This is a genomic window from Serratia sp. JKS000199 (genome assembly GCF_900215455.1).
Taxonomy (GTDB): domain Bacteria; phylum Pseudomonadota; class Gammaproteobacteria; order Enterobacterales; family Enterobacteriaceae; genus Serratia; species Serratia ureilytica.
In genome coordinates this window covers 3314501-3338163 of sequence record NZ_LT907843.1, presented here as the reverse complement: position 1 = coordinate 3338163, position 23663 = coordinate 3314501, and the positions used below count along the sequence as shown (strand labels likewise).

At 58.5% G+C, this 23663-nt stretch carries 21 protein-coding genes, 2 tRNA genes and 1 rRNA gene; 16 read left to right on the top strand and 8 right to left on the bottom strand.

Features of this window, described 5'->3' with window-relative positions:
- The first annotated feature begins 1 nt into the window (after position 1).
- From accA to CPH57_RS15960, 9 genes are all read left to right on the top strand, one after another.
- Complete coding sequence (gene accA / locus CPH57_RS16000) at positions 2 to 961, top strand: acetyl-CoA carboxylase carboxyl transferase subunit alpha (protein WP_004931972.1); 960 nt, start codon at positions 2 to 4, stop codon at positions 959 to 961.
- Positions 962 to 1072: 111 nt separating this feature from the next.
- Positions 1073 to 3217, top strand: coding sequence for a lysine decarboxylase LdcC (locus tag CPH57_RS15995; protein WP_033644883.1), 2145 nt, complete (start codon positions 1073 to 1075; stop codon positions 3215 to 3217).
- Between the two features lie 107 nt (positions 3218 to 3324).
- Entirely contained in the window at positions 3325 to 3714 is a 390-nt protein-coding gene (locus CPH57_RS15990; protein WP_047026598.1) for a VOC family protein, read from the top strand.
- An 89-nt stretch (positions 3715 to 3803) separates the two neighbouring features.
- Positions 3804 to 5360, top strand: coding sequence for a lysine decarboxylation/transport transcriptional activator CadC (gene cadC / locus CPH57_RS15985; RefSeq protein WP_033644885.1), 1557 nt, complete (start codon positions 3804 to 3806; stop codon positions 5358 to 5360).
- Positions 5361 to 5729: 369 nt separating this feature from the next.
- Positions 5730 to 7073, top strand: coding sequence for a cadaverine/lysine antiporter (gene cadB / locus CPH57_RS15980; RefSeq protein ID WP_033644886.1), 1344 nt, complete (start codon positions 5730 to 5732; stop codon positions 7071 to 7073).
- Between the two features lie 95 nt (positions 7074 to 7168).
- Complete coding sequence (cadA, locus tag CPH57_RS15975) at positions 7169 to 9307, top strand: lysine decarboxylase CadA (protein WP_033635725.1); 2139 nt, start codon at positions 7169 to 7171, stop codon at positions 9305 to 9307.
- 68 nt (positions 9308 to 9375) lie between these two features.
- Complete coding sequence (gene dtpD / locus CPH57_RS15970; RefSeq protein ID WP_060660317.1) at positions 9376 to 10821, top strand: dipeptide permease DtpD; 1446 nt, start codon at positions 9376 to 9378, stop codon at positions 10819 to 10821.
- 56 nt (positions 10822 to 10877) lie between these two features.
- Positions 10878 to 12209 carry a tRNA lysidine(34) synthetase TilS gene (gene tilS / locus CPH57_RS15965; RefSeq protein ID WP_069100480.1) on the top strand — a complete coding sequence of 444 codons (1332 nt, stop codon included), beginning with the start codon at positions 10878 to 10880 and terminating at the stop codon, positions 12207 to 12209.
- Positions 12209 to 12523: a c-type cytochrome gene (locus tag CPH57_RS15960; protein ID WP_025304017.1), complete on the top strand. Its 315-nt coding sequence runs from the start codon at positions 12209 to 12211 to the stop codon at positions 12521 to 12523. Before tilS ends, CPH57_RS15960 begins: the two co-directional genes overlap by 1 nt.
- A 50-nt stretch (positions 12524 to 12573) precedes the next feature.
- Here CPH57_RS15960 and rof read toward each other — a convergent pair whose 3' ends face one another.
- Together rof and CPH57_RS15950 are read right to left on the bottom strand one after the other, a co-directional pair.
- On the bottom strand, positions 12574 to 12837 hold the full coding sequence (gene rof, locus CPH57_RS15955; protein WP_004931991.1) for a Rho-binding antiterminator: 264 nt from the start codon (positions 12835 to 12837) through the stop codon (positions 12574 to 12576).
- Positions 12824 to 13024: a YaeP family protein gene (locus tag CPH57_RS15950; RefSeq protein ID WP_033652508.1), complete on the bottom strand. Its 201-nt coding sequence runs from the start codon at positions 13022 to 13024 to the stop codon at positions 12824 to 12826. The genes rof and CPH57_RS15950 overlap by 14 nt, the downstream gene beginning before the upstream one ends.
- Positions 13025 to 13237: 213 nt before the next feature.
- On the opposite strand from CPH57_RS15950, the gene CPH57_RS15945 reads away from it, so the two are divergent.
- Genes CPH57_RS15945 through nlpE form a run of 3 tightly spaced genes read left to right on the top strand, consistent with a single transcriptional unit; the run spans position 13238 to position 14916 of the window.
- Positions 13238 to 13786, top strand: a complete 549-nt coding sequence (locus CPH57_RS15945; RefSeq protein WP_033644891.1) for a YaeQ family protein — start codon at positions 13238 to 13240, stop codon at positions 13784 to 13786.
- Between the two features lie 3 nt (positions 13787 to 13789).
- Complete coding sequence (arfB, locus tag CPH57_RS15940) at positions 13790 to 14203, top strand: alternative ribosome rescue aminoacyl-tRNA hydrolase ArfB (protein ID WP_060660319.1); 414 nt, start codon at positions 13790 to 13792, stop codon at positions 14201 to 14203.
- 29 nt (positions 14204 to 14232) lie between these two features.
- Positions 14233 to 14916 (top strand): envelope stress response activation lipoprotein NlpE, encoded by a 684-nt coding sequence (gene nlpE / locus CPH57_RS15935; protein ID WP_060660320.1) that lies wholly within the window; start codon positions 14233 to 14235, stop codon positions 14914 to 14916.
- A 68-nt stretch (positions 14917 to 14984) separates the two neighbouring features.
- Here nlpE and proS read toward each other — a convergent pair whose 3' ends face one another.
- From proS to metN, 6 genes are all read right to left on the bottom strand, one after another.
- The gene (gene proS / locus CPH57_RS15930; RefSeq protein WP_033644896.1) at positions 14985 to 16703 is read right to left on the bottom strand and encodes a proline--tRNA ligase; all 1719 of its coding nucleotides are present in this window, start codon (positions 16701 to 16703) and stop codon (positions 14985 to 14987) included.
- A gap of 112 nt (positions 16704 to 16815) precedes the next feature.
- Positions 16816 to 17523, bottom strand: a complete 708-nt coding sequence (gene tsaA, locus CPH57_RS15925; RefSeq protein WP_033644898.1) for a tRNA (N6-threonylcarbamoyladenosine(37)-N6)-methyltransferase TrmO — start codon at positions 17521 to 17523, stop codon at positions 16816 to 16818.
- Entirely contained in the window at positions 17520 to 17924 is a 405-nt protein-coding gene (rcsF, locus tag CPH57_RS15920; protein ID WP_025304011.1) for an Rcs stress response system protein RcsF, read from the bottom strand. The genes tsaA and rcsF overlap by 4 nt, the downstream gene beginning before the upstream one ends.
- A gap of 114 nt (positions 17925 to 18038) precedes the next feature.
- A complete protein-coding gene (locus CPH57_RS15915) occupies positions 18039 to 18854 on the bottom strand; it encodes a MetQ/NlpA family lipoprotein (protein ID WP_025304010.1) in 816 nt (271 codons plus the stop codon).
- A gap of 39 nt (positions 18855 to 18893) precedes the next feature.
- Positions 18894 to 19547 carry a methionine ABC transporter permease MetI gene (locus CPH57_RS15910; protein WP_004932010.1) on the bottom strand — a complete coding sequence of 218 codons (654 nt, stop codon included), beginning with the start codon at positions 19545 to 19547 and terminating at the stop codon, positions 18894 to 18896.
- Positions 19540 to 20571 (bottom strand): methionine ABC transporter ATP-binding protein MetN, encoded by a 1032-nt coding sequence (gene metN, locus CPH57_RS15905; protein WP_004932012.1) that lies wholly within the window; start codon positions 20569 to 20571, stop codon positions 19540 to 19542. Before metN ends, CPH57_RS15910 begins: the two co-directional genes overlap by 8 nt.
- A gap of 188 nt (positions 20572 to 20759) precedes the next feature.
- Between metN and gmhB the strand changes: the two genes are divergently transcribed.
- The 4 genes from gmhB (at position 20760) to CPH57_RS15885 (ending at position 23523) form a co-directional block, all read left to right on the top strand.
- On the top strand, positions 20760 to 21323 hold the full coding sequence (gene gmhB, locus CPH57_RS15900; RefSeq protein ID WP_025304009.1) for a D-glycero-beta-D-manno-heptose 1,7-bisphosphate 7-phosphatase: 564 nt from the start codon (positions 20760 to 20762) through the stop codon (positions 21321 to 21323).
- Positions 21324 to 21716: 393 nt separating this feature from the next.
- Positions 21717 to 23258 (top strand): 16S ribosomal RNA (locus tag CPH57_RS15895).
- Positions 23259 to 23332: 74 nt separating this feature from the next.
- Positions 23333 to 23409: transfer RNA gene (locus CPH57_RS15890), tRNA-Ile, on the top strand.
- 38 nt (positions 23410 to 23447) lie between these two features.
- Positions 23448 to 23523 (top strand) — tRNA-Ala (locus CPH57_RS15885).
- Positions 23524 to 23663 lie beyond the last annotated feature (140 nt).

The following is a 23663-nucleotide window of genomic DNA, read 5'->3' as shown; positions in this document are numbered from 1 at the left end:
TATGAGTCTGAATTTTCTTGATTTTGAACAGCCGATTGCAGAGCTGGAAGCGAAAATTGACTCGCTGACTGCAGTCAGCCGTCAAGACGAAAAATTAGATATTAATCTGGACGAAGAGGTTCAGCGCCTGCGTGAAAAGAGCGTTGAGCTGACGCGCAAGATTTTTGCCGATCTTGGGGCCTGGCAGATTGCCCAATTGGCACGCCACCCGCGCCGTCCTTATACCCTGGATTATATCAAACACATCTTTACCGACTTCGAAGAGTTGGCGGGCGATCGCGCTTACGCCGACGACAAAGCGATCGTCGGGGGGATTGCGCGTCTGGATGGCCGCCCGGTGATGATCATCGGGCACCAGAAAGGCCGTGAGACCAAAGAGAAGATCCGCCGCAACTTCGGCATGCCGGCGCCGGAAGGCTACCGCAAGGCGCTGCGCCTGATGGAAATGGCCGCCCGCTTCAAAATGCCGATCATCACCTTTATCGATACCCCGGGCGCTTATCCGGGCGTGGGCGCGGAAGAACGCGGCCAGTCGGAAGCCATCGCGCGCAACCTGCGTGAGATGTCGCGCCTGAACGTACCGGTCATCTGCACCGTCATCGGTGAAGGCGGCTCGGGCGGCGCGCTGGCGATCGGCGTGGGCGACAAGGTGAACATGCTGCAGTACAGCACCTACTCGGTGATTTCGCCGGAAGGCTGCGCCTCCATCCTGTGGAAGAGCGCCGACAAGGCGCCGCTGGCCGCGGAAGCGATGGGCATCACCGCGCCGCGTCTGAAAGAGCTGAAGCTGATCGACTCGGTGATCCCGGAGCCGCTGGGTTCCGCGCACCGCGACGTGCCGGCGATGGCCGCCGCGTTGAAAGCGCAGCTGCTGGCCGATCTGAAAGATCTGGATGGCCTGAACGACGAAGAGTTGCTCAACCGTCGCTACCAGCGTCTGATGAACTACGGCTACTGCTGAGTTGCGATCTTCACGGTAATAAACCGCCTCCGGGCGGTTTTTTTTTGGCTACACACCGCCGGATTTTCGTGGTGTTATAGAGACTTGGCCGTTAACTGACAGGAGCTGCCGATGAATATCATCGCCATCATGGGCCCGACGGGCGTCTACTACAAAGATGAGCCGATCCGCGAGCTCCACGCGGCGCTGGGCGCGATGGGATTCCAGCTGGTATACCCCAAAAACAGCGGTGACCTGCTGAAGCTGATCGAAGCCAATGCCCGCATCTGCGGCGTGATCTTCGACTGGGACGATTACAGCCTGGAGCTGTGCAGCGAGATCAACGAGCTGAACGAATACCTGCCGCTGTACGCCTTTATCAATACTCACTCCACCTTCGACGTCAGCCTGCATGAAATGCGCATGGTGCTCTATTTCTTCGAGTATGGCCTGAATGCGGCAGACGATATCGCGCAGCGCATCCAGCAATACACGGCGGAATACATCGACACCATTACGCCGCCGCTGACCAAGGCGCTGTTCAACTACGTGCGCGAAGGAAAGTACACTTTTTGCACGCCGGGCCACATGGCCGGCACCGCGTTCCAGAAAAGCCCGGTGGGCTGCCTGTTCTATGACTTCTTCGGCGCCAATACCCTGAAGGCCGACATCTCGATTTCGGTCACCGAGCTCGGGTCGCTGCTGGATCACACCGGCCCGCATCTGGAGGCCGAAGAGTACATCGCGCGCACCTTCAATGCCGAGCAGAGCTATCTGGTCACCAACGGCACCTCCACCGCCAACAAGATCGTCGGCATGTATTCAGCGCCGGCGGGCAGCACGGTGCTGATCGACCGCAACTGCCACAAATCGCTGTGCCACCTGCTGATGATGAGCGATATCGTGCCGATCTATCTGCGCCCGCTGCGCAACGCCTACGGCATCCTCGGTGGCATTCCGCAGCGCGAGTTTACCCGCGCCAGCATCGCCGCCCGGGTGCAGGAGACCCCGAACGCCACCTGGCCGGTGCATGCGGTGATCACCAATTCCACCTATGACGGCCTGCTGTACAACACCGACTACATCAAGCAGACGCTGGAGGTGCCGTCGATCCACTTCGACTCCGCCTGGGTGCCTTACACCAACTTCCATCCGATTTACGACGGCAAGAGCGGCATGAGCGGCGATCGGGTGCCCGGCAAGGTTTTCTACGAAACCCAATCCACCCACAAGCTGCTGGCGGCCTTCTCGCAGGCCTCGATGATTCATATCAAGGGCGACTACGACGAGAGCACCTTCAACGAAGCCTACATGATGCACACCACCACTTCGCCGCACTACGGCATCGTGGCGTCGATGGAGACCGCCGCCGCCATGCTGCGCGGCAATCCGGGGCGCCGCTTGATCAACCGTTCGGTGGAGCGCGCGCTGCATTTTCGCCGTGAAGTGCAGCGGCTGCGCGAGGAAAGCGACAGCTGGTTCTTCGATATCTGGCAGCCGGAAGAGATCGATGAAGCGCAGTGCTGGCCGCTGGATCCGGACGATAACTGGCACGGTTTCGGCCAGACCGATCGCGATCATATGTATCTCGATCCGATCAAGGTGACGATCCTGACGCCGGGCATGAATGAGCTGGGGGCGCTGGAGGAAGAGGGGATCCCGGCGGCGCTGGTGGCGAAGTACCTCGACGAGCGCGGCATCGTGGTGGAGAAGACCGGGCCGTACAACCTGCTGTTCCTGTTCAGCATCGGCATCGATAAAACCAAGGCGATGAGCCTGCTGCGCGGCCTGACCGACTTCAAGCGCGCCTACGATCTCAACCTGCGGGTGAAGAACATGCTGCCGGATCTGTACGCCGAGGATCCGGATTTCTATCGCCATATGCGCATCCAGGAGCTGGCCGCCGGTATTCATCGCCTGATCTGCCAACACGATCTGCCGCGCCTGATGCAGCGGGCGTTTGACGTGCTGCCGGAAATGAAGCTGACGCCGCACCAGATGTTCCAGGAGCAGGTGCGCGGCAATGTGGAAACCTGCGAGCTGGATCAGTTGGTGGGCAAAGTGGCGGCCAATATGATACTGCCTTATCCGCCGGGCGTGCCGCTGGTGATGCCGGGGGAAATGATCACCGAAGAGAGCCGGGCGGTGCTCGATTTCCTGCTGATGCTGTGCTCGATCGGCGAGCGCTATCCCGGTTTTGAAACCGACATCCACGGCGCCAAGCTGACGGAAGACGGACGCTATCTGGTGAAGGTGCTGAAAGCCCCGCAGCCATAAGGCCATAATGCGCCCGGCGGTTTGGAAAGATGCGCCGGGCTTCCTCATTGACGGCCTCATCGCCGCCGGATACCGTGCACCATCAGAATGAACAGGAGAGGGTTTCTATGCTGGCATTACGTCAGGTGCATCACATCGCGATCATTGGCGCGGACTACGCCGCCAGTAAGCATTTCTATTGCGACATTCTCGGCTTTACCCTGCTGAGTGAAGTTTACCGCGAGGAGCGTGACTCCTGGAAAGCGGATCTGGCGCTCAACGGGCAATACACCCTCGAGCTGTTTTCTTTCCCTTCGCCGCCGGCCCGCGTCAGCCGCCCGGAGGCTTGCGGCCTGCGCCATCTGGCGTTCAGCGTTGACGATATAGACCAAGCCATCGCCCATCTGCAGGCGGCCGGCGTCGCCTGCGAACCGGTACGCGTCGATCCTTATACTCAATCTCGTTTTACCTTTTTCAGCGATCCCGATGGTTTACCGTTAGAATTATACGAGAGTTAACGGCTTAATCGCCTCCCGGCGGCCACAGCCGGGGGCGATTATGCTATGATCGCGCCCTTGCCCCACATGCCTACAGAGTTATTTCCGCCATGCAAGAGCCTGCTTTTCGCGTCGGGGAGTGGCTGGTTACCCCTGCCGACAATACCATCAGCCGTGACGGCCGCCAGAAAACGCTGGAACCGCGCCTGATCGACATGCTGTGCTATTTCGCCCGGCACCCCGATGTGGTGCTGAGCCGCGACGAGCTGATCGATAGCGTTTGGAAGCGCAATATCGTCACTAATCACGTGGTGACCCAATGCATTTCAGAACTGCGCAAATACCTGAAAGACGGCGACAGCGACAGTCCGGAATACATTATCACCGTGCCTAAGCGCGGGTATAAGTTGGCGGCTTCGGTGATCTGGTGTGAAGACGGGGAGTCGCAGCCCGCCCCTGCGCCGGCGCCGCAGATTGCGGTGATCATGCATGAGCCGGAAGACGGCAGCGATGATGAAGACGATACGCCGTACGTGCCGCCGAGCCGGACCCGAACGCCGGTTGCCGCACCCGGCGAAAAGCAGCCGCGCTTTTATCGCCGCTCGACGTTCTGGGTGTGGCTGGCGTTTCTGGCGGCGCTCAGCGTCTGCGTGGCGTTTGTCGGCATCGCCACGCTGTCGCAGCGCGTGCCGGTATCGACCATGCCGGTGCTGCTCAATCCGCGCGATATCGATATCCGCATCCAGGGCGGCGAGAGCTGCAGCAACTGGATGCCGCAGCTCTCCTATGTGGTGGGCGTCAGCGAGCTGATCACCGATTCGCTCAACACCTACTCGACCTTCCTGGTGCACGACCAAACCAATTACAACTATTCCGGCCCCAGCAACTCGGGCAAGTCGCTGTATATCGAGTTCGTCAATCAGCGCCACTACCGCGCCCAGCAGTGTTTCCTGTCCGTACGGCTGGTGGATAACGCCGACAGCTCAATCATGTTGGACAAGCGTTACTTCATTACCGCCGATAACCAGCTGAAGATCCAAAGCGACTTCCTCGCCAGCCTGTCCGCCGCGCTGAAACAGCCCTGGCCGCCGCAGCTGGAACAGCGTCTGGCGCAGCTGCTGCCGGATAACGGGCCGCTGCTGCAGCGCTTCTACCAGGCGCATCAATTGTTGATCCACGGCGACGCCGATTCGTTGACTCGCGCCAGCGCGCAGCTGAGCGAGCTGATTAAAAGCGCGCCGAATTTCCACTACCTGCTGGCGGAAAAAGCGCTGGTGGATGTGCTGCGCAACTCTTATCAACCGTTCGACAGCCAGGGGCTGGCGCAATTGCGCGCCGATATCAGCCATCTGGCGACCATCCCCGAATTGAAAAATACGCCGATCGTGCAGCAAGTTCTGGCGGTTGATGCGCTGGCGCAGGGACGCATTGACGATGCGCACCGAGCGATCGAGCTGGGGATTGAGTTGCAAATGTCGTGGCTGAATTATGTGCTGCTGGGCAAAGTGTATGAAATGCAGGGGCAGAATCATTTGGCGGCGGATTCTTATATTACCGCGTTCAACCTGCGCCCCGGTGAAGATACCTTGCATTGGATCACCAATGGCGTATTCCAGACGTCATTGACCAACGTGGTGCCTTATTTAAATAACTATCAGCGCCAATAATTCACCAGAACCACGCCGCCATTATTCTCAGGGAACTCCGGCGGCGTTATTTATTGGTGAAGATATGTTGCGCCATTGTGTTATTTTGCTGCGCAATATCGTTCCTTTTCTGCCGTTTGTTATTCGTGATTAACCTGGTTATTATCCTGTTTTTTAACGATGTTTATCTTTTCTTTAGCTTACCTTTTTATCTTGATGTGTTAATCAAAAACCTCAGATTATCATTTGTATGATCATGAGCGTAATCTCACTTTATCTTTAGGACTTTATTTCTGCCGATGGTTAGCATCCTGACTATCAAGCCGGCTCATTAAAATCTTTTATTTATGGGTGTGGCTTATAAGAAACGTAAATCAGGAGAAACTGACCATGGCTTCACCCAAGAAAATAGGGCTTATTGCCTGCACCGGCGTAGTCGCCGGTAATATGATGGGGAGCGGGATTGCCTTATTGCCCGCCAACCTGGCGAGTCTCGGATCCATCGCCATTTGGGGATGGGTGATCTCGATTATCGGGGCGATGTCGCTGGCCTACGTGTACGCCCGCCTCGCGACCAAAAACCCGCAGCAGGGCGGCCCTATCGCCTACGCCGGTGAAATTTCCCCGGCGTTCGGCTTCCAGACCGGCGTGCTTTATTACCATGCCAACTGGATCGGCAACCTGGCCATCGGCATTACCGCCGTTTCTTATCTCTCCACCTTCTTCCCGGCGTTGAACAACCCGGTGCCTGCCGGCATCGCCTGTATCGCCATCGTGTGGATCTTCACCTTCGTCAACATGCTGGGCGGGACCTGGGTCAGCCGCTTGACCACCCTGGGCCTGGTGCTGGTGCTGATCCCGGTGATCGTAACCGCCACCCTCGGCTGGCACTGGTTTGACGCCGCCACCTACCAGGCTAACTGGAATACCTCCGGCACCACCGACAGCCATGCGGTCATCAAAAGTATTCTGCTGTGCCTGTGGGCGTTCATCGGCGTGGAATCCGCGGCGGTCAGCACCGGCATGGTGAAAAACCCGAAACGCACCGTGCCGCTGGCGACCATGCTTGGCACCGGCCTGGCGGGCATCATCTACATCGCCGCCACCCAGGTGATCAGCGGCATGTTCCCGGCGTCTGAAATGGCCGCCAGCGGCGCGCCGTTCGCCATCAGCGCCTCGGCGATTATGGGCAACTGGGCGGCACCGATGGTTTCCGCGTTCACCGCCTTTGCCTGCCTGACCTCGCTCGGGTCATGGATGATGCTGGTCGGCCAGGCCGGGGTGCGCGCCGCCAACGACGGCAACTTCCCGAAAGTGTACGGCGAGCTGGATAAAAACGGCATTCCGAAAAAAGGCCTGCTGCTCGCGAGCTGCAAAATGACCGCGCTGATGGTGCTGATCACCCTGATGAGCTCCGCCGGCGGCAAGGCTTCCGATCTGTTCGGCGAGCTGACCGGCATCGCGGTGCTGCTGACCATGCTGCCTTACTTCTACTCCTGCGTAGACCTGATTCGCTTCGAAGGGGTCAACGTGCGCAACCTGCTGAGCCTGATCGCTTCGGTGTGCGGCTGCGGCTTCTGCTTCATCGCGCTGATGGGCGCCAACTCTTTCGAACTGTCCGGCACCTTTATCATCAGCCTGATTATCCTGATGTTCTACGCCCGGAAAATGAATACCCGCCAGGCTGCCAATGCAGCGGCGGTCGATGAAAACACCACGGCCAAAGCGCACTGATTCGCGTCCGCTGACCGACTGAATTTACCCAGCCCCTTTCTTTCCGACCTGTCAGCCGCGACGGGAAGGGGCTTGCTTTGCCAGGAGAAATGCATATGAACGTTATCGCCATCATGAATCACATGGGTGTCTACTTCAAAGAAGAGCCTATCCGTGAACTGCATCAGGCGCTGGAAAGTCTGGATTTCCGCATCGTTTACCCTAACGATCGCGAAGACCTGCTGAAACTGATCGAGAACAACGCCCGTCTGTGCGGGGTGATCTTCGACTGGGACAAATACAATCTGGAGCTGTGCGAAGAGATCAGCCAGCTGAACGAATACATGCCGCTGTACGCATTCGCCAACACCTATTCCACGTTGGACGTCAGCCTGAACGATCTGCGCATGCAGGTGCGCTTCTTCGAGTATGCGCTCGGCGCGGCAACCGACATCGCCGCCAAGATCAAACAGAATACCGACGAGTATATCGACACCATCCTGCCGCCGTTGACCAAGGCGCTGTTCAAATACGTGCGCGAAGGCAAATACACTTTCTGTACGCCGGGCCACATGGGCGGCACAGCCTTCCAGAAAAGCCCGGTGGGCAGCCTGTTCTACGATTTCTTCGGCCCGAACACCATGAAGTCGGATATCTCGATTTCGGTGTCCGAGCTTGGGTCGCTGCTGGATCACTCCGGCCCGCACAAAGAGGCGGAAGAGTACATTTCCCGCGTGTTCAACGCCGAGCGCAGCTACATGGTGACCAACGGCACCTCCACCGCCAACAAGATCGTCGGCATGTATTCGGCGCCGGCGGGCAGCACGGTGCTGATTGACCGTAACTGCCACAAGTCGCTGACTCACCTGATGATGATGAGCGACATCACGCCGATCTACTTCCGCCCGACCCGCAATGCCTACGGCATCCTCGGCGGCATTCCGCAGAGCGAGTTCCAGCGCGCCACCATCGCCAAACGCGTGAAGGAGACCCCGAACGCCACCTGGCCGGTGCATGCGGTGATCACCAACTCCACCTATGACGGCCTGCTGTACAACACCGACTTTATCAAGAACACTCTGGACGTGAAGTCGATCCATTTCGACTCCGCCTGGGTGCCTTACACCAACTTCCATCCGATCTATAAAGGCAAGTGCGGCATGAGCGGCGGCCGCGTGGAGGGCAAGGTGATCTATGAAACCCAGTCCACCCACAAACTGCTGGCGGCCTTCTCGCAGGCTTCGATGATTCATGTGAAGGGTGACATCAACGAAGAGACCTTCAACGAAGCCTACATGATGCACACCACCACCTCGCCGCACTACGGCATCGTGGCGTCGACCGAAACCGCCGCGGCGATGATGAAAGGCAACGCCGGCAAGCGCCTGATCAACGGCTCTATCGAGCGCGCGATCAAGTTCCGCAAAGAGATCAAACGCCTGAAAGTCGAGTCCGACGGCTGGTTCTTCGACGTCTGGCAGCCGGAGCATATCGATGAGCCGGAATGCTGGCCGCTGCGCTCCGACAGCGCCTGGCACGGTTTCAAGAACATCGACAACGAACACATGTATCTGGACCCGATCAAGGTCACTATCCTGACCCCGGGTATGAGCAAGGAAGGCGAGATGCAGCCGTTCGGTATCCCGGCCAGCATCGTGGCGAAATACCTCGACGAGCGCGGCATCATCGTCGAGAAAACCGGGCCTTACAACCTGCTGTTCCTGTTCAGCATCGGCATCGATAAAACCAAGGCGCTCAGCCTGCTGCGCGCGATGACCGACTTCAAACGCTCGTTCGACCTGAACCTGCGGGTGAAAAACATGCTGCCTTCGCTGTATCAGGAAGCGCCTGATTTCTATGAAAACATGCGCATTCAGGATCTGGCGCAGAACATTCACCGCTTGGTGGAGCAACACAACTTGCCGGACCTGATGTACCGCGCGTTCGAAGTGCTGCCAACCATGGTGATGAATCCGTACCAGGCGTTCCAGAAAGAGCTGCACGGCGAAGTGGAAGAGGTCTATCTGGAAGAGATGGTCGGTAAGGTCAATGCCAACATGATCCTCCCATACCCACCGGGCGTGCCGCTGGTGATGCCGGGCGAGATGCTGACCGAAGAGAGCCGGCCGGTGCTGGAGTTCCTGCAGATGCTGTGCGAAATCGGCGCGCATTATCCGGGCTTTGAAACCGACATTCACGGCGCCTATCGCCAGGCGGACGGACGTTATCGGGTGAAAGTGCTGAAGGCGAAATAACCGCAGCCAATAAGAGGGGAGGCGCTCGCGCTTCCCCTTTGTCGTTCACCGACTGATGGGAGACCACCATGAAAACACCCTCACAGCCGCGCGCAATCTACTATGTCGTAGCGATACAAATTTGGGAATATTTCAGCTTTTACGGCATGCGTGCGTTATTGATCCTCTATCTGACCCACCAACTCGGCTATACCGACAGCCACGCCATCGATCTCTACAGCGCTTACGCTTCGTTAGTTTACGTCACTCCTATTCTTGGCGGCTGGCTCGCCGACCGCCTGCTGGGCAACCGCGTCGCGGTGATCGCCGGCGCGGCGCTGATGACCCTGGGGCATATCGTGCTCGGCCTGAGCGCGGTCTCCGCCCAGTCGCTCTATCTGGCGCTGGCGATCATCATCTGCGGCTACGGCCTGTTCAAATCCAATATCAGCTGCCTGCTGGGCGAGCTGTATCCGGCGCAGGACTCGCGCCGCGAAGGGGGCTTCTCACTGCTGTACGCCGCCGGCAACGTCGGATCTATTCTGGCGCCGATCGCCTGCGGGTTGGCGGCCGAGCGCTATGGCTGGCACGTCGGCTTTGCGTTGGCCGGGATCGGCATGTTCGCCGGTCTGGTGATTTTTCTGCTGGGCGGACGCCATTTCCGCCACACGCGCGGCGTGAATGCACCGCTGATGCGCGCCAGGAGCCTGGGCCTGCCGCACTGGGGATGGCTGCTGGCGGCGCTGCTGGCGTCGCCGCTGTTCTTCACGCTGCTGTTTGAACGCGGCTGGGCCGGCTATTTGCTCGGGTTGGTGTGCGTGGCGGCGGTGGCGCTGGTGGCGCGCATTATGCTGCGTGCGGACGCCGGCCAGCGCCGGGGGCTGTGGCAGATCATCGTACTGATGCTGCTGGGCACGCTGTTCTGGGCTTTTGCCCAGCAGGGCGGCAGCTCCATCAGCCTGTTTATCGATCATTTCGTTGACCGGCGCTGGTTTGGCTGGACGGTGCCGACCGCGCTGTTCCAGTCGGTTAACGCCTGCGCGGTGATGCTGGGCGGCGTGGCGCTGGCCTGGCTGGCGAGCGGCGATGGCGATCGCACGCTGCGCATCTGGTGCAAGTTCGCCTTCGGTCTGCTGTTGATCGGCGTCGGCTTTACGCTGATGGCGCTCAATACGCGGCTGCACGGGCCGGGATCGATGGGGCTGATGATCGCCGGTTTGGCGGTGATGGGCTTTGCCGAACTGTTTATCGATCCGGTGGCGATGGCGCAGATCACCCGGCTGAATATCCCCGGCGCCACCGGCGTGTTGACCGGCATCTATATGTTGGCGACCGGTTCGATCGCCAACTATCTGGCGGGCATTATCGCCAATCAGACCGCCGAGGATCACATCGAAGGGGCGGCGATGCAGGCGTATGGCCGCATTTTCGCCCAGATCGGCTGGGGAGCGGCCGGATGTGCGCTGGCGGTGATCGCGGTGCTGGGCGGCTGGTGGCTGCTGACGCGACGCCAGGCCCGGACGGTTAATGCTTGATTGATGGCGGTAGGCGGGGTTAACGTGCAGCTATGTAGAAGTGACAAAGCCTACCGATGGATACTGATCAATTAACGACGCAGGTGGCGGAACAGCTGGGCGCGCAGCAGCGGCTGCTGGTGGCGTTTAGCGGCGGCCTGGATTCCAGCGTGCTGCTGCATCTGCTGGCGGCGTTGCGCCGCCAACGTCCGGCGCTGCAGCTACGTGCGCTGCACGTGCACCATGGCCTGAGCGCCTTTGCCGACCGTTGGGTTGAGCATTGCCGCAGCCGGTGTGCCGAGTGGCGGATCCCGCTGACGGTTACGCACGTGCAGGTGGATGCCCGCCAGGGCGGCATCGAAGCGGCGGCGCGTGCGGCGCGCTATGCCGCTTTCAGTGCAGCATTGGCGGAGGGCGAAGCGCTGCTCACCGCCCAACACCTTGACGATCAAAGCGAAACCTTCCTGTTGGCGCTCAAGCGCGGCAGCGGGCCGGCGGGATTGTCGGCGATGGCGGCGCGCGCCACGCTGGGCGAGCACCTGCTGTTGCGGCCGCTGCTGGGCTGCTCGCGTCAAACGCTGGAAAATTACGCGCAACGCCACGCCTTAACCTGGATAGACGACGACAGCAATCAGGACACGCGCTTCGATCGCAATTTCCTGCGGTTGCAGGTGTTGCCGCAGCTCAATCAACGTTGGCCGCACTTCGCTTCGGCGGTGGCGCGCAGCGCCAGCCTGTGCGCCGAACAGGAACAATTGTTGGACGAGCTGCTGGCGGAACCGCTGCAAAGCCTGTTGGCGGCGGATCGCTCATTGGCGATCGACGGTTTGACGGCCTGTTCGCCGGTGCGGCGCTTCGCTCTGTTGCGGCGCTGGATCGCATTGTTCAACGTTACCATGCCGGCGCGTGAGCAGTTGCAGCGTCTGTGGGAGGAGGTGGCGCTCAGCCGGGAAGATGCCGAACCGCAGCTGCAGCTCGGCGCCTATCAGATCCGCCGCTTCCGAGGCCGATTGCACCTGTTGCCGCCGCTGGCGGCACTGCGCGATGTGCATCTGCCCTGGCAGCCTGACGAGACGCTGACGTTGCCGGACGGGCTGGGGCAGTTGGTTGCCGGTGAGGGTGATCTGGCGCTGCGCGCGCCGCTGCCATCGCAGCAGATTAGCATTCGTTTCGGCGGCTTACGGGGCGCGGTGCGCATCGTGGGGCGCGCCCATTCGCGGCCGATAAAAAAACTGTGGCAGGAGCTGGGTATTCCTCCCTGGCAGCGTGAACGTATCCCGTTGATTTATTATGATGAGCAGCTGATCGCCGCGCTGGGCGTATTCGTCTGTGAGGCGGGGCAGGTGCCGGAAGGCGAACGCCCGTGGCGGCTGCGCTGGGAAAAAAATCATAATCGTGAGGAGCAATGATGAAGTTTGTGGAAATCGCGCTGTTGGCCGCCGGCCTGTTCAGCCTGCCGGCGTTGGCGGCGGGGGATGCGGCCGCCGGTCAGGCCAAAGCCGCCGCGTGCGCGGCCTGCCACGGCGCGCAGGGCAAGGTGACGGTGCCGATGTACCCGAATCTGGCCGGGCAGAACGCCATGTACCTGCAGCACGCGTTGCAGGCGTATAAGAAAGGGGAACGCAACGGCGGCCAGGCCGAGGTGATGAAAGCCTATGTGTCGGGATTGTCGGATGACGATATCGCCGATCTGGCGGCTTATTACGCCAGCCTGAAGCCCTAAATGACGAGGGCAGCCGTTGGGCTGCCCTGTTGGGATGGGGTTACCGCTGCTCAGTCCGACAGACTGACGACCACGGTACCGATTTCCGGATGACTGAAACTGCTGATATGGTCCAGACGCAGGTCGCGCTGTTGGCCGTTCTGTTCGATGGTCAGATACTCAACGCGTTTCTTTTGCAGCAGGTCGATCGCCTTGGCCTCGATCACTTCTCCGTCGCGTAACTCCAGCTTCAGAATAAGTTTATGCTGACAGGCGAGTTCCAGGTTGTCGTAGTCATCGCAATTGATGGGTTGGTACTCATCATTCATCAACATAGTCGCTCACCAATAAGTTAGCGGCGGCAAAGGCCGCCTGTTCCCTAACGGAGGACGGTAGCGCGTGGTTCGCTGCGACATCGTCCAATGCCTTTAACGCACAAGCCAGCGCATCAGGCACGTAGCCAAGATCTCCACTGCCAATCTCGGCGTAAGTACGGCGTACTAACTCACAGTATTGTTGCACAGTTTCCTCCCTTAAGAACCTCTGCATCATCAAGACTACTATCGCGATGAGGCGCAGGCTCTCGGAGTTTTATCCTATCCTAGACGACTATAGCACAGCTGTTATGGAGTTATCAGCACCCCGGCACGCCTTTCGCACTGCCGCAGCCTGGCCGCGCTGGCGGGGTTTGGCCCTGATCAAGTACACTGTCGCCGGATAATAACGAGGTCACCCATGGCGCTGAAAGCAACCATTTATAAAGCCGCGGTCAATATTGCTGATATGGATCGTCACTTCTACCACGACGCCACGCTGACGCTGGCGCAACACCCGTCCGAAAATGAGCAACGCATGATGCTGCGCCTGTTGGCCTGGATCTGCCACGCCGACGAGCGGCTGGTGTTCACCAAAGGGCTGAGCGCCGACGACGAGCCGGAGATCTGGCAGCGCAACGACCACAACGGGCTGGAAATGTGGATCGAGATGGGATTGCCCGACGAGAAACGCATCCGCAAGGCCTGCAACCAGTCGCCGCGCGTGGTCTTGTACGCTTACGGCGAGCGCGCCGCGCACGTTTGGTGGCAGGCGATGCAGGGAAAAGTGGCCGGCTACAAGAACCTGAGCGTGCGCTTCCTCGATGACGAACAGCTGGCGCGCCTGACGGCGCTGGCCAGCCGCACCATGACGCTGCAGGCAACGCTGCAGGAGGGAACTATTTGGCTGTCTGATGCTCAGAATAGTCTGGAAATCCAGTTTGCCGAGTGGCAGCAGGCACAGGTGTGACCGGTGCTGGAACTGTCAAGAAACGTAGCCATACCGGATAATGAGCTGGAATTGACGGCGATCCGCGCGCAGGGCGCGGGTGGCCAGCACGTGAACAAAACCTCAACGGCGATCCATTTGCGCTTTGACATCCGGGCATCCAGCCTGCCAGAGTATTATAAGGAAAGGCTGCTGGCGCTGAATCATCATCTCATTACCGCTGATGGCGTAGTGATTATCAAGGCGCAAGAGTATCGCAGTCAGGAATTGAATCGCGAAGCGGCGTTGGCCAGATTGGTCGCGCTGATTCAGCAGGCGATGGTGGTGGAAAAAACGCGCAAGGCGACCAAGCCGACCAAAGGGGCAAAATTGCGCCGTTTGGAAGGCAAGGCGCGTAAGGGCGCCACCAAGGCGCTGCGTGGCAAGGTTCGCACTTAGGAATACATGAACACAGTAGGAGAATAACTGTGAAGAAAATTACGGTAGCCCTGTTCTTGGCGGCAGGCGCACTCTCGTTGTTGGGATGCAACAATCATTATCAACCGAAGGAACAACCGCTGCAGGCGATGCCGCAGAGTTATCAAGGGGTGTTGCCTTGCGCCGATTGCGGCGGGCTGGATACGGCGCTGTTCCTGGATGAGGACGGCACCTTTGTGCTGCAGGAAACTTATCGCGGCACCAAAGACGGCGATCAGACCTTCGCCGACTACGGCAAATGGGCGCGCACGGCGGATAAGCTGGTGCTGACTGACAGCACCGGGGAAAAACGCTACTTCCGCCCGGTGGGCAAGAGTCTTGAGATGCTGGATCGCAGCGGCGCGCCGATCGCCTCCAAGCTGAATTATCGTCTGGAGCCGGTCGAGAAGCCATTGCCTAAAACGCCGATGGTGATGAAAGGCAGCTACACCTATATGGCCGACGCGGCGGTGTTCAAAGATTGCGCCACCGGCATCACGTTCCCGGTGGATAACAACATCGCGCTGGAGCAAGGTTACGCCAAAGCCAATAAGAATGCCGGTGAGCCGGTGTTTCTGACTTTCAACGCGCACTTCAGCGTGCAGCCGTCGATGGAAGAGGGGCAGATAGAGAAGGCGGTGGTGCCGGACGGCAAAATCGCGTTCGACCGCAGTAAAAGCTGCAGCAACAACTAACTTCCCCTGTCCCCATGGACATAAAAAAACCCGCCTAGGCGGGTTTTTTATTCGCTGACGCTCGGTGTTTAGCGTTTGATCTGGCCCAGCAGGAAATCAACGATTTCACCGGTTTTGATCATTTGCTTCTCGCCGACGCGGCGGTTTTTGTACTCGATCTCTTCGTTGTCGAGGTTACGGTCGCCGATAACGATAGAGTGCGGCACGCCGATCAGCTCCATATCCGCGAACATCACGCCCGGGCGCTCTTTGCGGTCATCGAGGATCACGTCGATGCCGTGGGAGCGCAGGGTGTTGTACAGCTCTTCGGCCAGCGCCTGCACGCGGAACGACTTGTGCATGTTCATCGGCAGAATAGCGACCTGGAACGGCGCGATGGCGTCCGGCCAGATAATGCCGCGTTCGTCGTGGTTCTGCTCGATGGCAGCGGCCACGACGCGCGTCACCCCGATGCCGTAGCAACCCATGGTCAGCACCTGGTTGCGGCCGTCTTCACCCTGTACGGTCGCTTTCATCGCTTCCGAATACTTGGTGCCGAGCTGGAAGATATGGCCCACTTCGATGCCGCGTTTGATCAGCAGCGTGCCCTGACCGTCCGGGCTGGCGTCGCCTTCCACCACGTTACGGATGTCGGCCACCTGCGGCAGCGGCAGATCGCGCTCCCAGTTGATGCCGAAGTAGTGTTTGCCGTCGACGTTGGCGCCGGCGCCAAAGTCGCTCATCGCCGCTACGCTGCGGTCGGCAACCACCGGCATCTGCAGCTTGACCGGGCCGAGGGAACCCGGGCCGGCGCCGACGATGGCGCGGATCTCTTCTTCAGTGGCGAAGGTCAGCGGCGCGGCAACCTGCGCCAGCTTCTCGGCCTTGATTTCGTTCAGCTCGTGATCGCCGCGCACCAGCAGGGCGACCAGTTTATGGCCGCTCTCTTCGGTGGCGCGCACCATCAGCGTCTTCACGGTTTTTTCCACCGGCAGCTGGAATTGCTCGACCAGCTCGGCGATGGTTTTGGCGTTTGGCGTATCCACCAGGCGCAGCTCTTCGCTGGCCGCCGCGCGCGGCGCTGCCGGAGCGACCGCTTCCGCCAGCTCGATGTTGGCGGCGAAGTCGGAACCGGTGGAGAACACGATATCGTCTTCACCGCTGTCTGCCAGCACCTGGAATTCGTGCGACGCACTGCCGCCGATCGAGCCGGTATCGGCCTGCACCGGGCGGAAATCCAGGCCCATGCGGCTGAAGATTTTGCTGTACGCTTCGTACATCGCGTCGTAAGTCTCCTGCAGAGACTCCTGCGAGGTATGGAAGGAGTAGGCATCCTTCATCAGGAACTCACGGGAACGCATCACGCCGAAACGTGGGCGCACTTCATCACGGAACTTGGTCTGGATCTGGAAGAAGTTCAGCGGCAGCTGCTTGTACGAGCTGATCTCGTTGCGGATCAGATCGGTGATCACTTCTTCATGCGTCGGGCCCAGCACGAAAGGACGGTCGCCGCGGTCGACGAAACGCAGCAGCTCGGGGCCGTATTGCTCCCAACGGCCGCTTTCCTGCCACAGGTCGGCAGGCTGAACCACCGGCATGGACACTTCGATCGCGTTAGCATTGTTCATTTCTTCGCGAACGATGTTTTCAACCTTTTTCAGAACGCGCAGGCCGGTCGGCAGCCAGGTGTAAAGACCGGAGGCCAGCTTGCGGATCATCCCGGCGCGCAGCATCAGCTGGTGGCTGATCACTTCGGCGTCGGCAGGTGTCTCCTTCAGAGTGGAGAGCAGATATTGGCTAGTACGCATGGTGTTTTGGTTCCGTTAGAACTGCAAATTGCATCGGGCTGCCAGAGTGGCGGCCAAAAAGTGATTTAGTTTACCAGCGCGAGCGGGTCGCCAAAAGAGAGGCGGCGGAATTTTAACGCGGGTCGAGCGACAGCACTTCGGTGTGGCCGTCCACGACGCGCCAGCGCACGTTGAAATCCAGCAGCCAGACGGCGTAATCCCGTTCGACGTCCTCTCCTTTACGATAGGCGGGACGGGGGTCCTGTGCCAGCACCTGGCTGATAAAACGCCTTAATTGCGGGTAGCGCGCCTGATGTTGCTGCAGCTGCTGTTCCGCCTGCGGCGCGAAACGCACCGGCATATCGCCGGCGGGCGCGGCCTGGGCAAAGCCTGCGCGGGCCTGCGGTTGGCTCTCGGCGAACGGCAGATAAGGCTTGATGTCCACCACCGGGGTGCCGTCGACCAGATCGAGGCTGCCCAGTTCCAGCGCCACTTCCCCGTTTTTCACCCGTACGCCTTTGAGCTCAATGAGCGACATGCCGAGCGGGTTGGGGCGGAAGGTGGAGCGGGTGGCGAACACGCCCATGCGGGCATTGCCGCCTAAACGCGGTGGGCGTACCGTCGGGCGCCAGCCGCCTTCCATGGTTTGATGGAAAATGAACATCACCCACAGATGGCTGAAATCGCTGAGACCGCGAACCGCTTCCGCCTGGTTGTAAGGCGGCAGCAGCAGCAGTTCGCCGCCACCGTCTTCGACCAGCCCCGGTTGGCGGGGCACGGCGAATTTCTCTTTATACGGCGAGCGGATCACGCCGATCTGCTCAAAAACGAATTCGGTCATTTAGACGAGACGTTAAGCGCCGAGCCCTGGCAAACGGCCTGCTGGTAACAACCGGCGACGCCGCTGACAATCTGGCAGTCGTGCAGCAGCACGGCGTTGGCCTTCATGTAAGACGCACGGATTTGCATGCGTTTACGGGCGGTAGCCAGATTCGGTGGGGAGTCTTGTACGGTGGTTTGGCACGATTCGCCGGACACTTCACCCAGATCGCGGAATGGTTTACCCACGAGTTCTTCTGCACTTTTATACAGTTTTACCGGAGCGGGGCGGGCGGCCGGCGTGGTCTTGGCCGGGGCGGTCGTGGTCGGCTTGCTGGTGCTGTTTGTTGAGGATGGCGCGATACGTTGCGATGAACATCCGGCCAGCGCGAGCGCTAACAAACAGAGAGGTAAAACACGCATTGAGATTCCTCTGCCTTAATGAAAGTGGCGCTATTGAAGCAATCTATGGCGGAAATAACAAGACGGGCCTTGGCCCGTCTTGCAATTATAGGAATAAAATTGGTGAATAAGCGCTTACCAGCCTTTCACGGCACCGCCGTTGAAGATTTTGTTGGCGGCGGCGTCCACTTCGTCAGACTGGTAGGCCTGAACGAATTTCTTCACGTTTTCCGCGTCTTTATTATCTTCGCGCGCAACCAGCAGGTTGACGTAAGGCGAGTCTTTATCTTCCACAAACAGACCGTCTTTCGCCGGCGTCAGGCCGATCTGGCTGGCATAGGTGGTGTTGATCACCGCCAGCGCGATCTGCTGATCGTCCAGAGAGCGCGGCAGCTGAGGGGCTTCCAGCTCAACCAGCTTCAGGTTTTTCGGGTTCTCGGTCACGTCCAGTACGGTCGGCAGCAGGCCAACGCCGTCTTTCAGTTTAATCAGACCGACTTTCTGCAGCAGCAGCAGCGAACGGCCCAGGTTGGTCGGATCGTTCGGCAGTGCGATCTGAGAACCCTCTTTCAGTTCGTCCAGCGATTTGATTTTTTTGGAGTAACCGGCGATCGGGTAAACAAAGGTGCTGCCGACCGGCACCAGCTTGTAGCCGCGATCTTTGATCTGCTGATCCAGATAAGGTTTGTGCTGGAAGGCGTTCAGGTCGATATCGCCTTTGCTCAGCGCTTCGTTAGGCAGCACGTAGTCGTTGAAGGTGACCAGCTCAACGTCCAGACCGTATTTCTCTTTCGCCACTTTCTGCGCCACTTCGGCCACTTGCTGTTCAGCGCCGACGATCACGCCGACCTTGATGTGGTTTGGATTCTTTTCATCCTGGCCGCAGCCCGCCAGAGCCAGAGTGCCGATCAGTGCGCCAATTGTCGCGATGGATTTAAATGTTAACGACATATCCCTTCCTCATTAGACTCGCATTAATATGCTGTGAAACTATTTATGGGTAACGGCTTTGACGATGCGATCGCCGCAGAATTGGATCAGATAAACCAAAACTACCAGTAATACTAATACGGTATTCATAACTGTGGCGTTATAACCGATATAACCGTATTGGTAACCGATTTGGCCCAGGCCGCCGGCGCCGACCGCGCCGCCCATGGCGGAGTAGCCCACCAGGGTGATCAGGGTGATGGTCGCGGCGTTGACCAGGCCCGGCAGGGCCTCCGGCAGCAGCACTTTCTTGATGATCTGCATCGGCGTGGCGCCCATGGCGCGCGCCGCTTCCACCAGACCGGACGGGATCTCCAGCAGGGCGTTTTCCACCATGCGCGCGATGAACGGCGCGGCGCCGACGGTCAGCGGCACGATCGCCGCTTGCAGACCGATCGAGGTGCCGACGATCATGCGGGTAAACGGAATCATCCAAACCAACAGGATAATGAACGGGATGGAACGGAAGATGTTCACCAGCCCGGACAGGATCTTATACAGCGAATTGTTGGCGATGATCTGCCCCGGGCGGGTGACATACAACAGCACGCCGACCGGCAGGCCGAGCACGAAACCGAAAAAGCCGGAGACAAAGGTCATCATGACGGTTTCCCACACGCCACGCGCCATCAACCACATCATTGCCTCAGACATAACCCAGAACCTCTACTTTTACCTGATTTTCTTGCAGGAACTTAATCGTTGCCAGCGCGTCTTCGTCGCTGCCGTGCAGCTCCGCCAGCATCACGCCGAATTTCACGCCGCCGGCATAATCCATCTGGGCGCTGATAATGTTGTTGTTCACGTTGAAGCGGCGAGCGGCTTCAGACAGCAGCGGCGCATCGACCGACTGACCGGTGAACTCCAGGCGCAGCAGCGGCTGACGGTCGCCCTGACGCTCCGGCGACAGGCGCGCGGCGTAGTCGTCCGGGATATCCAGATGCAGCGTGGACTGAATGAACTGTTGGGCCAGCGGCGTTTTCGGGTGCGAGAACACTTCGCTGACGCTGTCTTTTTCGATCAGCTGCCCCTGGCTGATGACCGCGACCTGGTCGCAGATGCGTTTCACCACGTCCATTTCATGGGTGATGAGCAGAATGGTCAGGCCCAGACGGCGGTTGATGTCTTTCAGCAGTTCCAGGATGGAACGGGTGGTGGCCGGATCCAGCGCGCTGGTGGCCTCGTCGCACAGCAGCACTTTAGGGTTGCTGGCCAGCGCGCGCGCGATCGCCACACGCTGTTTCTGGCCGCCGGACAGGTTGGCCGGGTAGGCGTCGTGCTTGTCCGCCAGGCCGACCAGTTCCAGCAGTTCGGTCACGCGCTTTTTGATCTCGGCGCGCGGCGTATTGTCCAGCTCCAGCGGCAACGCCACGTTGCCGAACACCGTACGGGAAGAGAGCAGGTTAAAGTGCTGGAAGATCATGCCGATTTGGCGACGGGCGCGCGTCAGTTCGCTTTCTGACAGAGACGTCAGATCCTGGCCATCGACCAGCACCTGGCCGGAGGTGGGGCGCTCAAGCATGTTGGCGCAGCGGATCAGCGTGCTTTTACCGGCGCCGGAGGAACCGATGACGCCATAGATTTGCCCGGCAGGAACGTGAAGGGTCACGTCAGAGAGCGCGGTAATGGTGCGCGAACCCTGCTGGAACACTTTAGTGATGTTAGAAAGTTTAATCATATTCTTCTTATTTTAGCGTGGTTGCCCGTGGCTAGATAAAAGTAAACCTCGGCGTGGAACCAAGGTATGCCTCAGATGTTAAGGCGTCTAGACGTCTAAGTCAATGACCAACGACGTTCTCCGGCGTTCTCAGCGTGGGGTAAAACATGCGATACTGTCAGCGTATACAGGCCCTCAGGAGCAAAGCGGTGACACAAAGCGTTCCAGCAATTTTTCTCGATCGTGACGGCACGATTAATGTTGACCATGGCTATGTCCATGAAATCGACAACTTCCACTTTATCGACGGCGTGATCGACGCCTGTCGCGAGCTCAAAAAGATGGGCTTCGCGCTGGTGATGGTGACCAACCAGTCCGGCATTGCGCGCGGCAAGTTCAGCGAAGACCAGTTTATGTACCTGACCGAGTGGATGGACTGGTCGCTGGCCGATCGCGACGTCGACTTCGACGGCATCTATTTCTGCCCGCATCATCCGGAGGCGGCAGTAGAAGAGTATCGCCAGGTGTGCGACTGCCGTAAGCCGCAGCCGGGCATGTTGCTGCAAGCGCAGCAGGAATTGAACATCGATATGGCCGCTTCTTATATGGTGGGCGATAAACCGGAAGACATGCAGGCGGCGATCGCGGCCGGCGTCGGCACCAAGGTGCTGGTGCGTACCGGCAAGCCGGTGACGGAGCAGGGCGAAAAGCTGGCCGATTGGGTGCTAAACAGCCTGGCGGACCTGCCGGCAGCCATCAAAAAGCGGGTTTAATAGGCGTTACGAATGAATAGTGAGCGGTCAGATAAAAAATGCATATTAACGCTTGTCATTCTGAACCGGCTCCCTATAATGCGCCTCCATCGACACGGAACATGTGAACAACTTCACAGAGTATCCGGGGGTCGCAGAGAAAAAATCCTGAAAATTAGGGTTGACTCTGAAAGAGGAAAGCGTAATATACGCCACCTCGAGTTAGCAAGCGAAAGCGCCTAACTCACTGCTCTTTAACAATTTATCAGACAATCTGTGTGGGCACTCCACAAGACGATATCCAGCATCTTCGGGTGCAAAAAAATATCAAGTCTTGAAGAGTGACTAACTGAAGTAAAATTCATGCAGTAAATCTTTGAGCATCGCTTCTCGAGTGGAAGCACATCAAGCTTTTAATTGAAGAGTTTGATCATGGCTCAGATTGAACGCTGGCGGCAGGCTTAACACATGCAAGTCGAGCGGTAGCACAGGGGAGCTTGCTCCCTGGGTGACGAGCGGCGGACGGGTGAGTAATGTCTGGGAAACTGCCTGATGGAGGGGGATAACTACTGGAAACGGTAGCTAATACCGCATAACGTCGCAAGACCAAAGAGGGGGACCTTCGGGCCTCTTGCCATCAGATGTGCCCAGATGGGATTAGCTAGTAGGTGGGGTAATGGCTCACCTAGGCGACGATCCCTAGCTGGTCTGAGAGGATGACCAGCCACACTGGAACTGAGACACGGTCCAGACTCCTACGGGAGGCAGCAGTGGGGAATATTGCACAATGGGCGCAAGCCTGATGCAGCCATGCCGCGTGTGTGAAGAAGGCCTTCGGGTTGTAAAGCACTTTCAGCGAGGAGGAAGGTGGTGAGCTTAATACGCTCATCAATTGACGTTACTCGCAGAAGAAGCACCGGCTAACTCCGTGCCAGCAGCCGCGGTAATACGGAGGGTGCAAGCGTTAATCGGAATTACTGGGCGTAAAGCGCACGCAGGCGGTTTGTTAAGTCAGATGTGAAATCCCCGGGCTCAACCTGGGAACTGCATTTGAAACTGGCAAGCTAGAGTCTCGTAGAGGGGGGTAGAATTCCAGGTGTAGCGGTGAAATGCGTAGAGATCTGGAGGAATACCGGTGGCGAAGGCGGCCCCCTGGACGAAGACTGACGCTCAGGTGCGAAAGCGTGGGGAGCAAACAGGATTAGATACCCTGGTAGTCCACGCTGTAAACGATGTCGATTTGGAGGTTGTGCCCTTGAGGCGTGGCTTCCGGAGCTAACGCGTTAAATCGACCGCCTGGGGAGTACGGCCGCAAGGTTAAAACTCAAATGAATTGACGGGGGCCCGCACAAGCGGTGGAGCATGTGGTTTAATTCGATGCAACGCGAAGAACCTTACCTACTCTTGACATCCAGAGAACTTTCCAGAGATGGATTGGTGCCTTCGGGAACTCTGAGACAGGTGCTGCATGGCTGTCGTCAGCTCGTGTTGTGAAATGTTGGGTTAAGTCCCGCAACGAGCGCAACCCTTATCCTTTGTTGCCAGCGGTTCGGCCGGGAACTCAAAGGAGACTGCCAGTGATAAACTGGAGGAAGGTGGGGATGACGTCAAGTCATCATGGCCCTTACGAGTAGGGCTACACACGTGCTACAATGGCGTATACAAAGAGAAGCGACCTCGCGAGAGCAAGCGGACCTCATAAAGTACGTCGTAGTCCGGATTGGAGTCTGCAACTCGACTCCATGAAGTCGGAATCGCTAGTAATCGTAGATCAGAATGCTACGGTGAATACGTTCCCGGGCCTTGTACACACCGCCCGTCACACCATGGGAGTGGGTTGCAAAAGAAGTAGGTAGCTTAACCTTCGGGAGGGCGCTTACCACTTTGTGATTCATGACTGGGGTGAAGTCGTAACAAGGTAACCGTAGGGGAACCTGCGGTTGGATCACCTCCTTACCTAAAGATATTGATTCGAGTGGCGTGCTCACACAGATTGTCTGATAGAAAGTAACGAGCAGAAATACCTTTATAGGCTTGTAGCTCAGGTGGTTAGAGCGCACCCCTGATAAGGGTGAGGTCGGTGGTTCAAGTCCACTCAGGCCTACCACTTCTTGTAAGTGGAAAAGGTACTGCACGTGACTGTATGGGGCTATAGCTCAGCTGGGAGAGCGCCTGCCTTGCACGCAGGAGGTCAGCGGTTCGATCCCGCTTAGCTCCACCATATAGTCCGGTATTGAATACTTCAGAGTATATTGGCGACAGTATGCTGCGAAGTATTTTGCTCTTTAACAATCTGGAACAAGCTGAAAATTGAAACATGACGGCTGAAATTTATCCCTCCGTAGATGTATTGGGATGAAG

Excerpts from the sequence above, each read along its gene's own strand:
- accA (WP_004931972.1), top strand. The coding sequence starts at position 2 with ATGAGTCTGAATTTTCTTGATTTTGAACAGCCGATTGCAGAGCTGGAA.
- CPH57_RS15995 (WP_033644883.1), top strand. The coding sequence starts at position 1,073 with ATGAATATCATCGCCATCATGGGCCCGACGGGCGTCTACTACAAAGAT.
- CPH57_RS15990 (WP_047026598.1), top strand. The coding sequence starts at position 3,325 with ATGCTGGCATTACGTCAGGTGCATCACATCGCGATCATTGGCGCGGAC.
- cadC (WP_033644885.1), top strand. The coding sequence starts at position 3,804 with ATGCAAGAGCCTGCTTTTCGCGTCGGGGAGTGGCTGGTTACCCCTGCC.
- cadB (WP_033644886.1), top strand. The coding sequence starts at position 5,730 with ATGGCTTCACCCAAGAAAATAGGGCTTATTGCCTGCACCGGCGTAGTC.
- cadA (WP_033635725.1), top strand. The coding sequence starts at position 7,169 with ATGAACGTTATCGCCATCATGAATCACATGGGTGTCTACTTCAAAGAA.
- dtpD (WP_060660317.1), top strand. The coding sequence starts at position 9,376 with ATGAAAACACCCTCACAGCCGCGCGCAATCTACTATGTCGTAGCGATA.
- tilS (WP_069100480.1), top strand. The coding sequence starts at position 10,878 with ATGGATACTGATCAATTAACGACGCAGGTGGCGGAACAGCTGGGCGCG.
- CPH57_RS15960 (WP_025304017.1), top strand. The coding sequence starts at position 12,209 with ATGAAGTTTGTGGAAATCGCGCTGTTGGCCGCCGGCCTGTTCAGCCTG.
- rof (WP_004931991.1), bottom strand. The coding sequence starts at position 12,837 with ATGTTGATGAATGATGAGTACCAACCCATCAATTGCGATGACTACGAC.
- CPH57_RS15945 (WP_033644891.1), top strand. The coding sequence starts at position 13,238 with ATGGCGCTGAAAGCAACCATTTATAAAGCCGCGGTCAATATTGCTGAT.
- proS (WP_033644896.1), bottom strand. The coding sequence starts at position 16,703 with ATGCGTACTAGCCAATATCTGCTCTCCACTCTGAAGGAGACACCTGCC.
- tsaA (WP_033644898.1), bottom strand. The coding sequence starts at position 17,523 with ATGACCGAATTCGTTTTTGAGCAGATCGGCGTGATCCGCTCGCCGTAT.
- rcsF (WP_025304011.1), bottom strand. The coding sequence starts at position 17,924 with ATGCGTGTTTTACCTCTCTGTTTGTTAGCGCTCGCGCTGGCCGGATGT.
- CPH57_RS15915 (WP_025304010.1), bottom strand. The coding sequence starts at position 18,854 with ATGTCGTTAACATTTAAATCCATCGCGACAATTGGCGCACTGATCGGC.
- CPH57_RS15910 (WP_004932010.1), bottom strand. The coding sequence starts at position 19,547 with ATGTCTGAGGCAATGATGTGGTTGATGGCGCGTGGCGTGTGGGAAACC.
- metN (WP_004932012.1), bottom strand. The coding sequence starts at position 20,571 with ATGATTAAACTTTCTAACATCACTAAAGTGTTCCAGCAGGGTTCGCGC.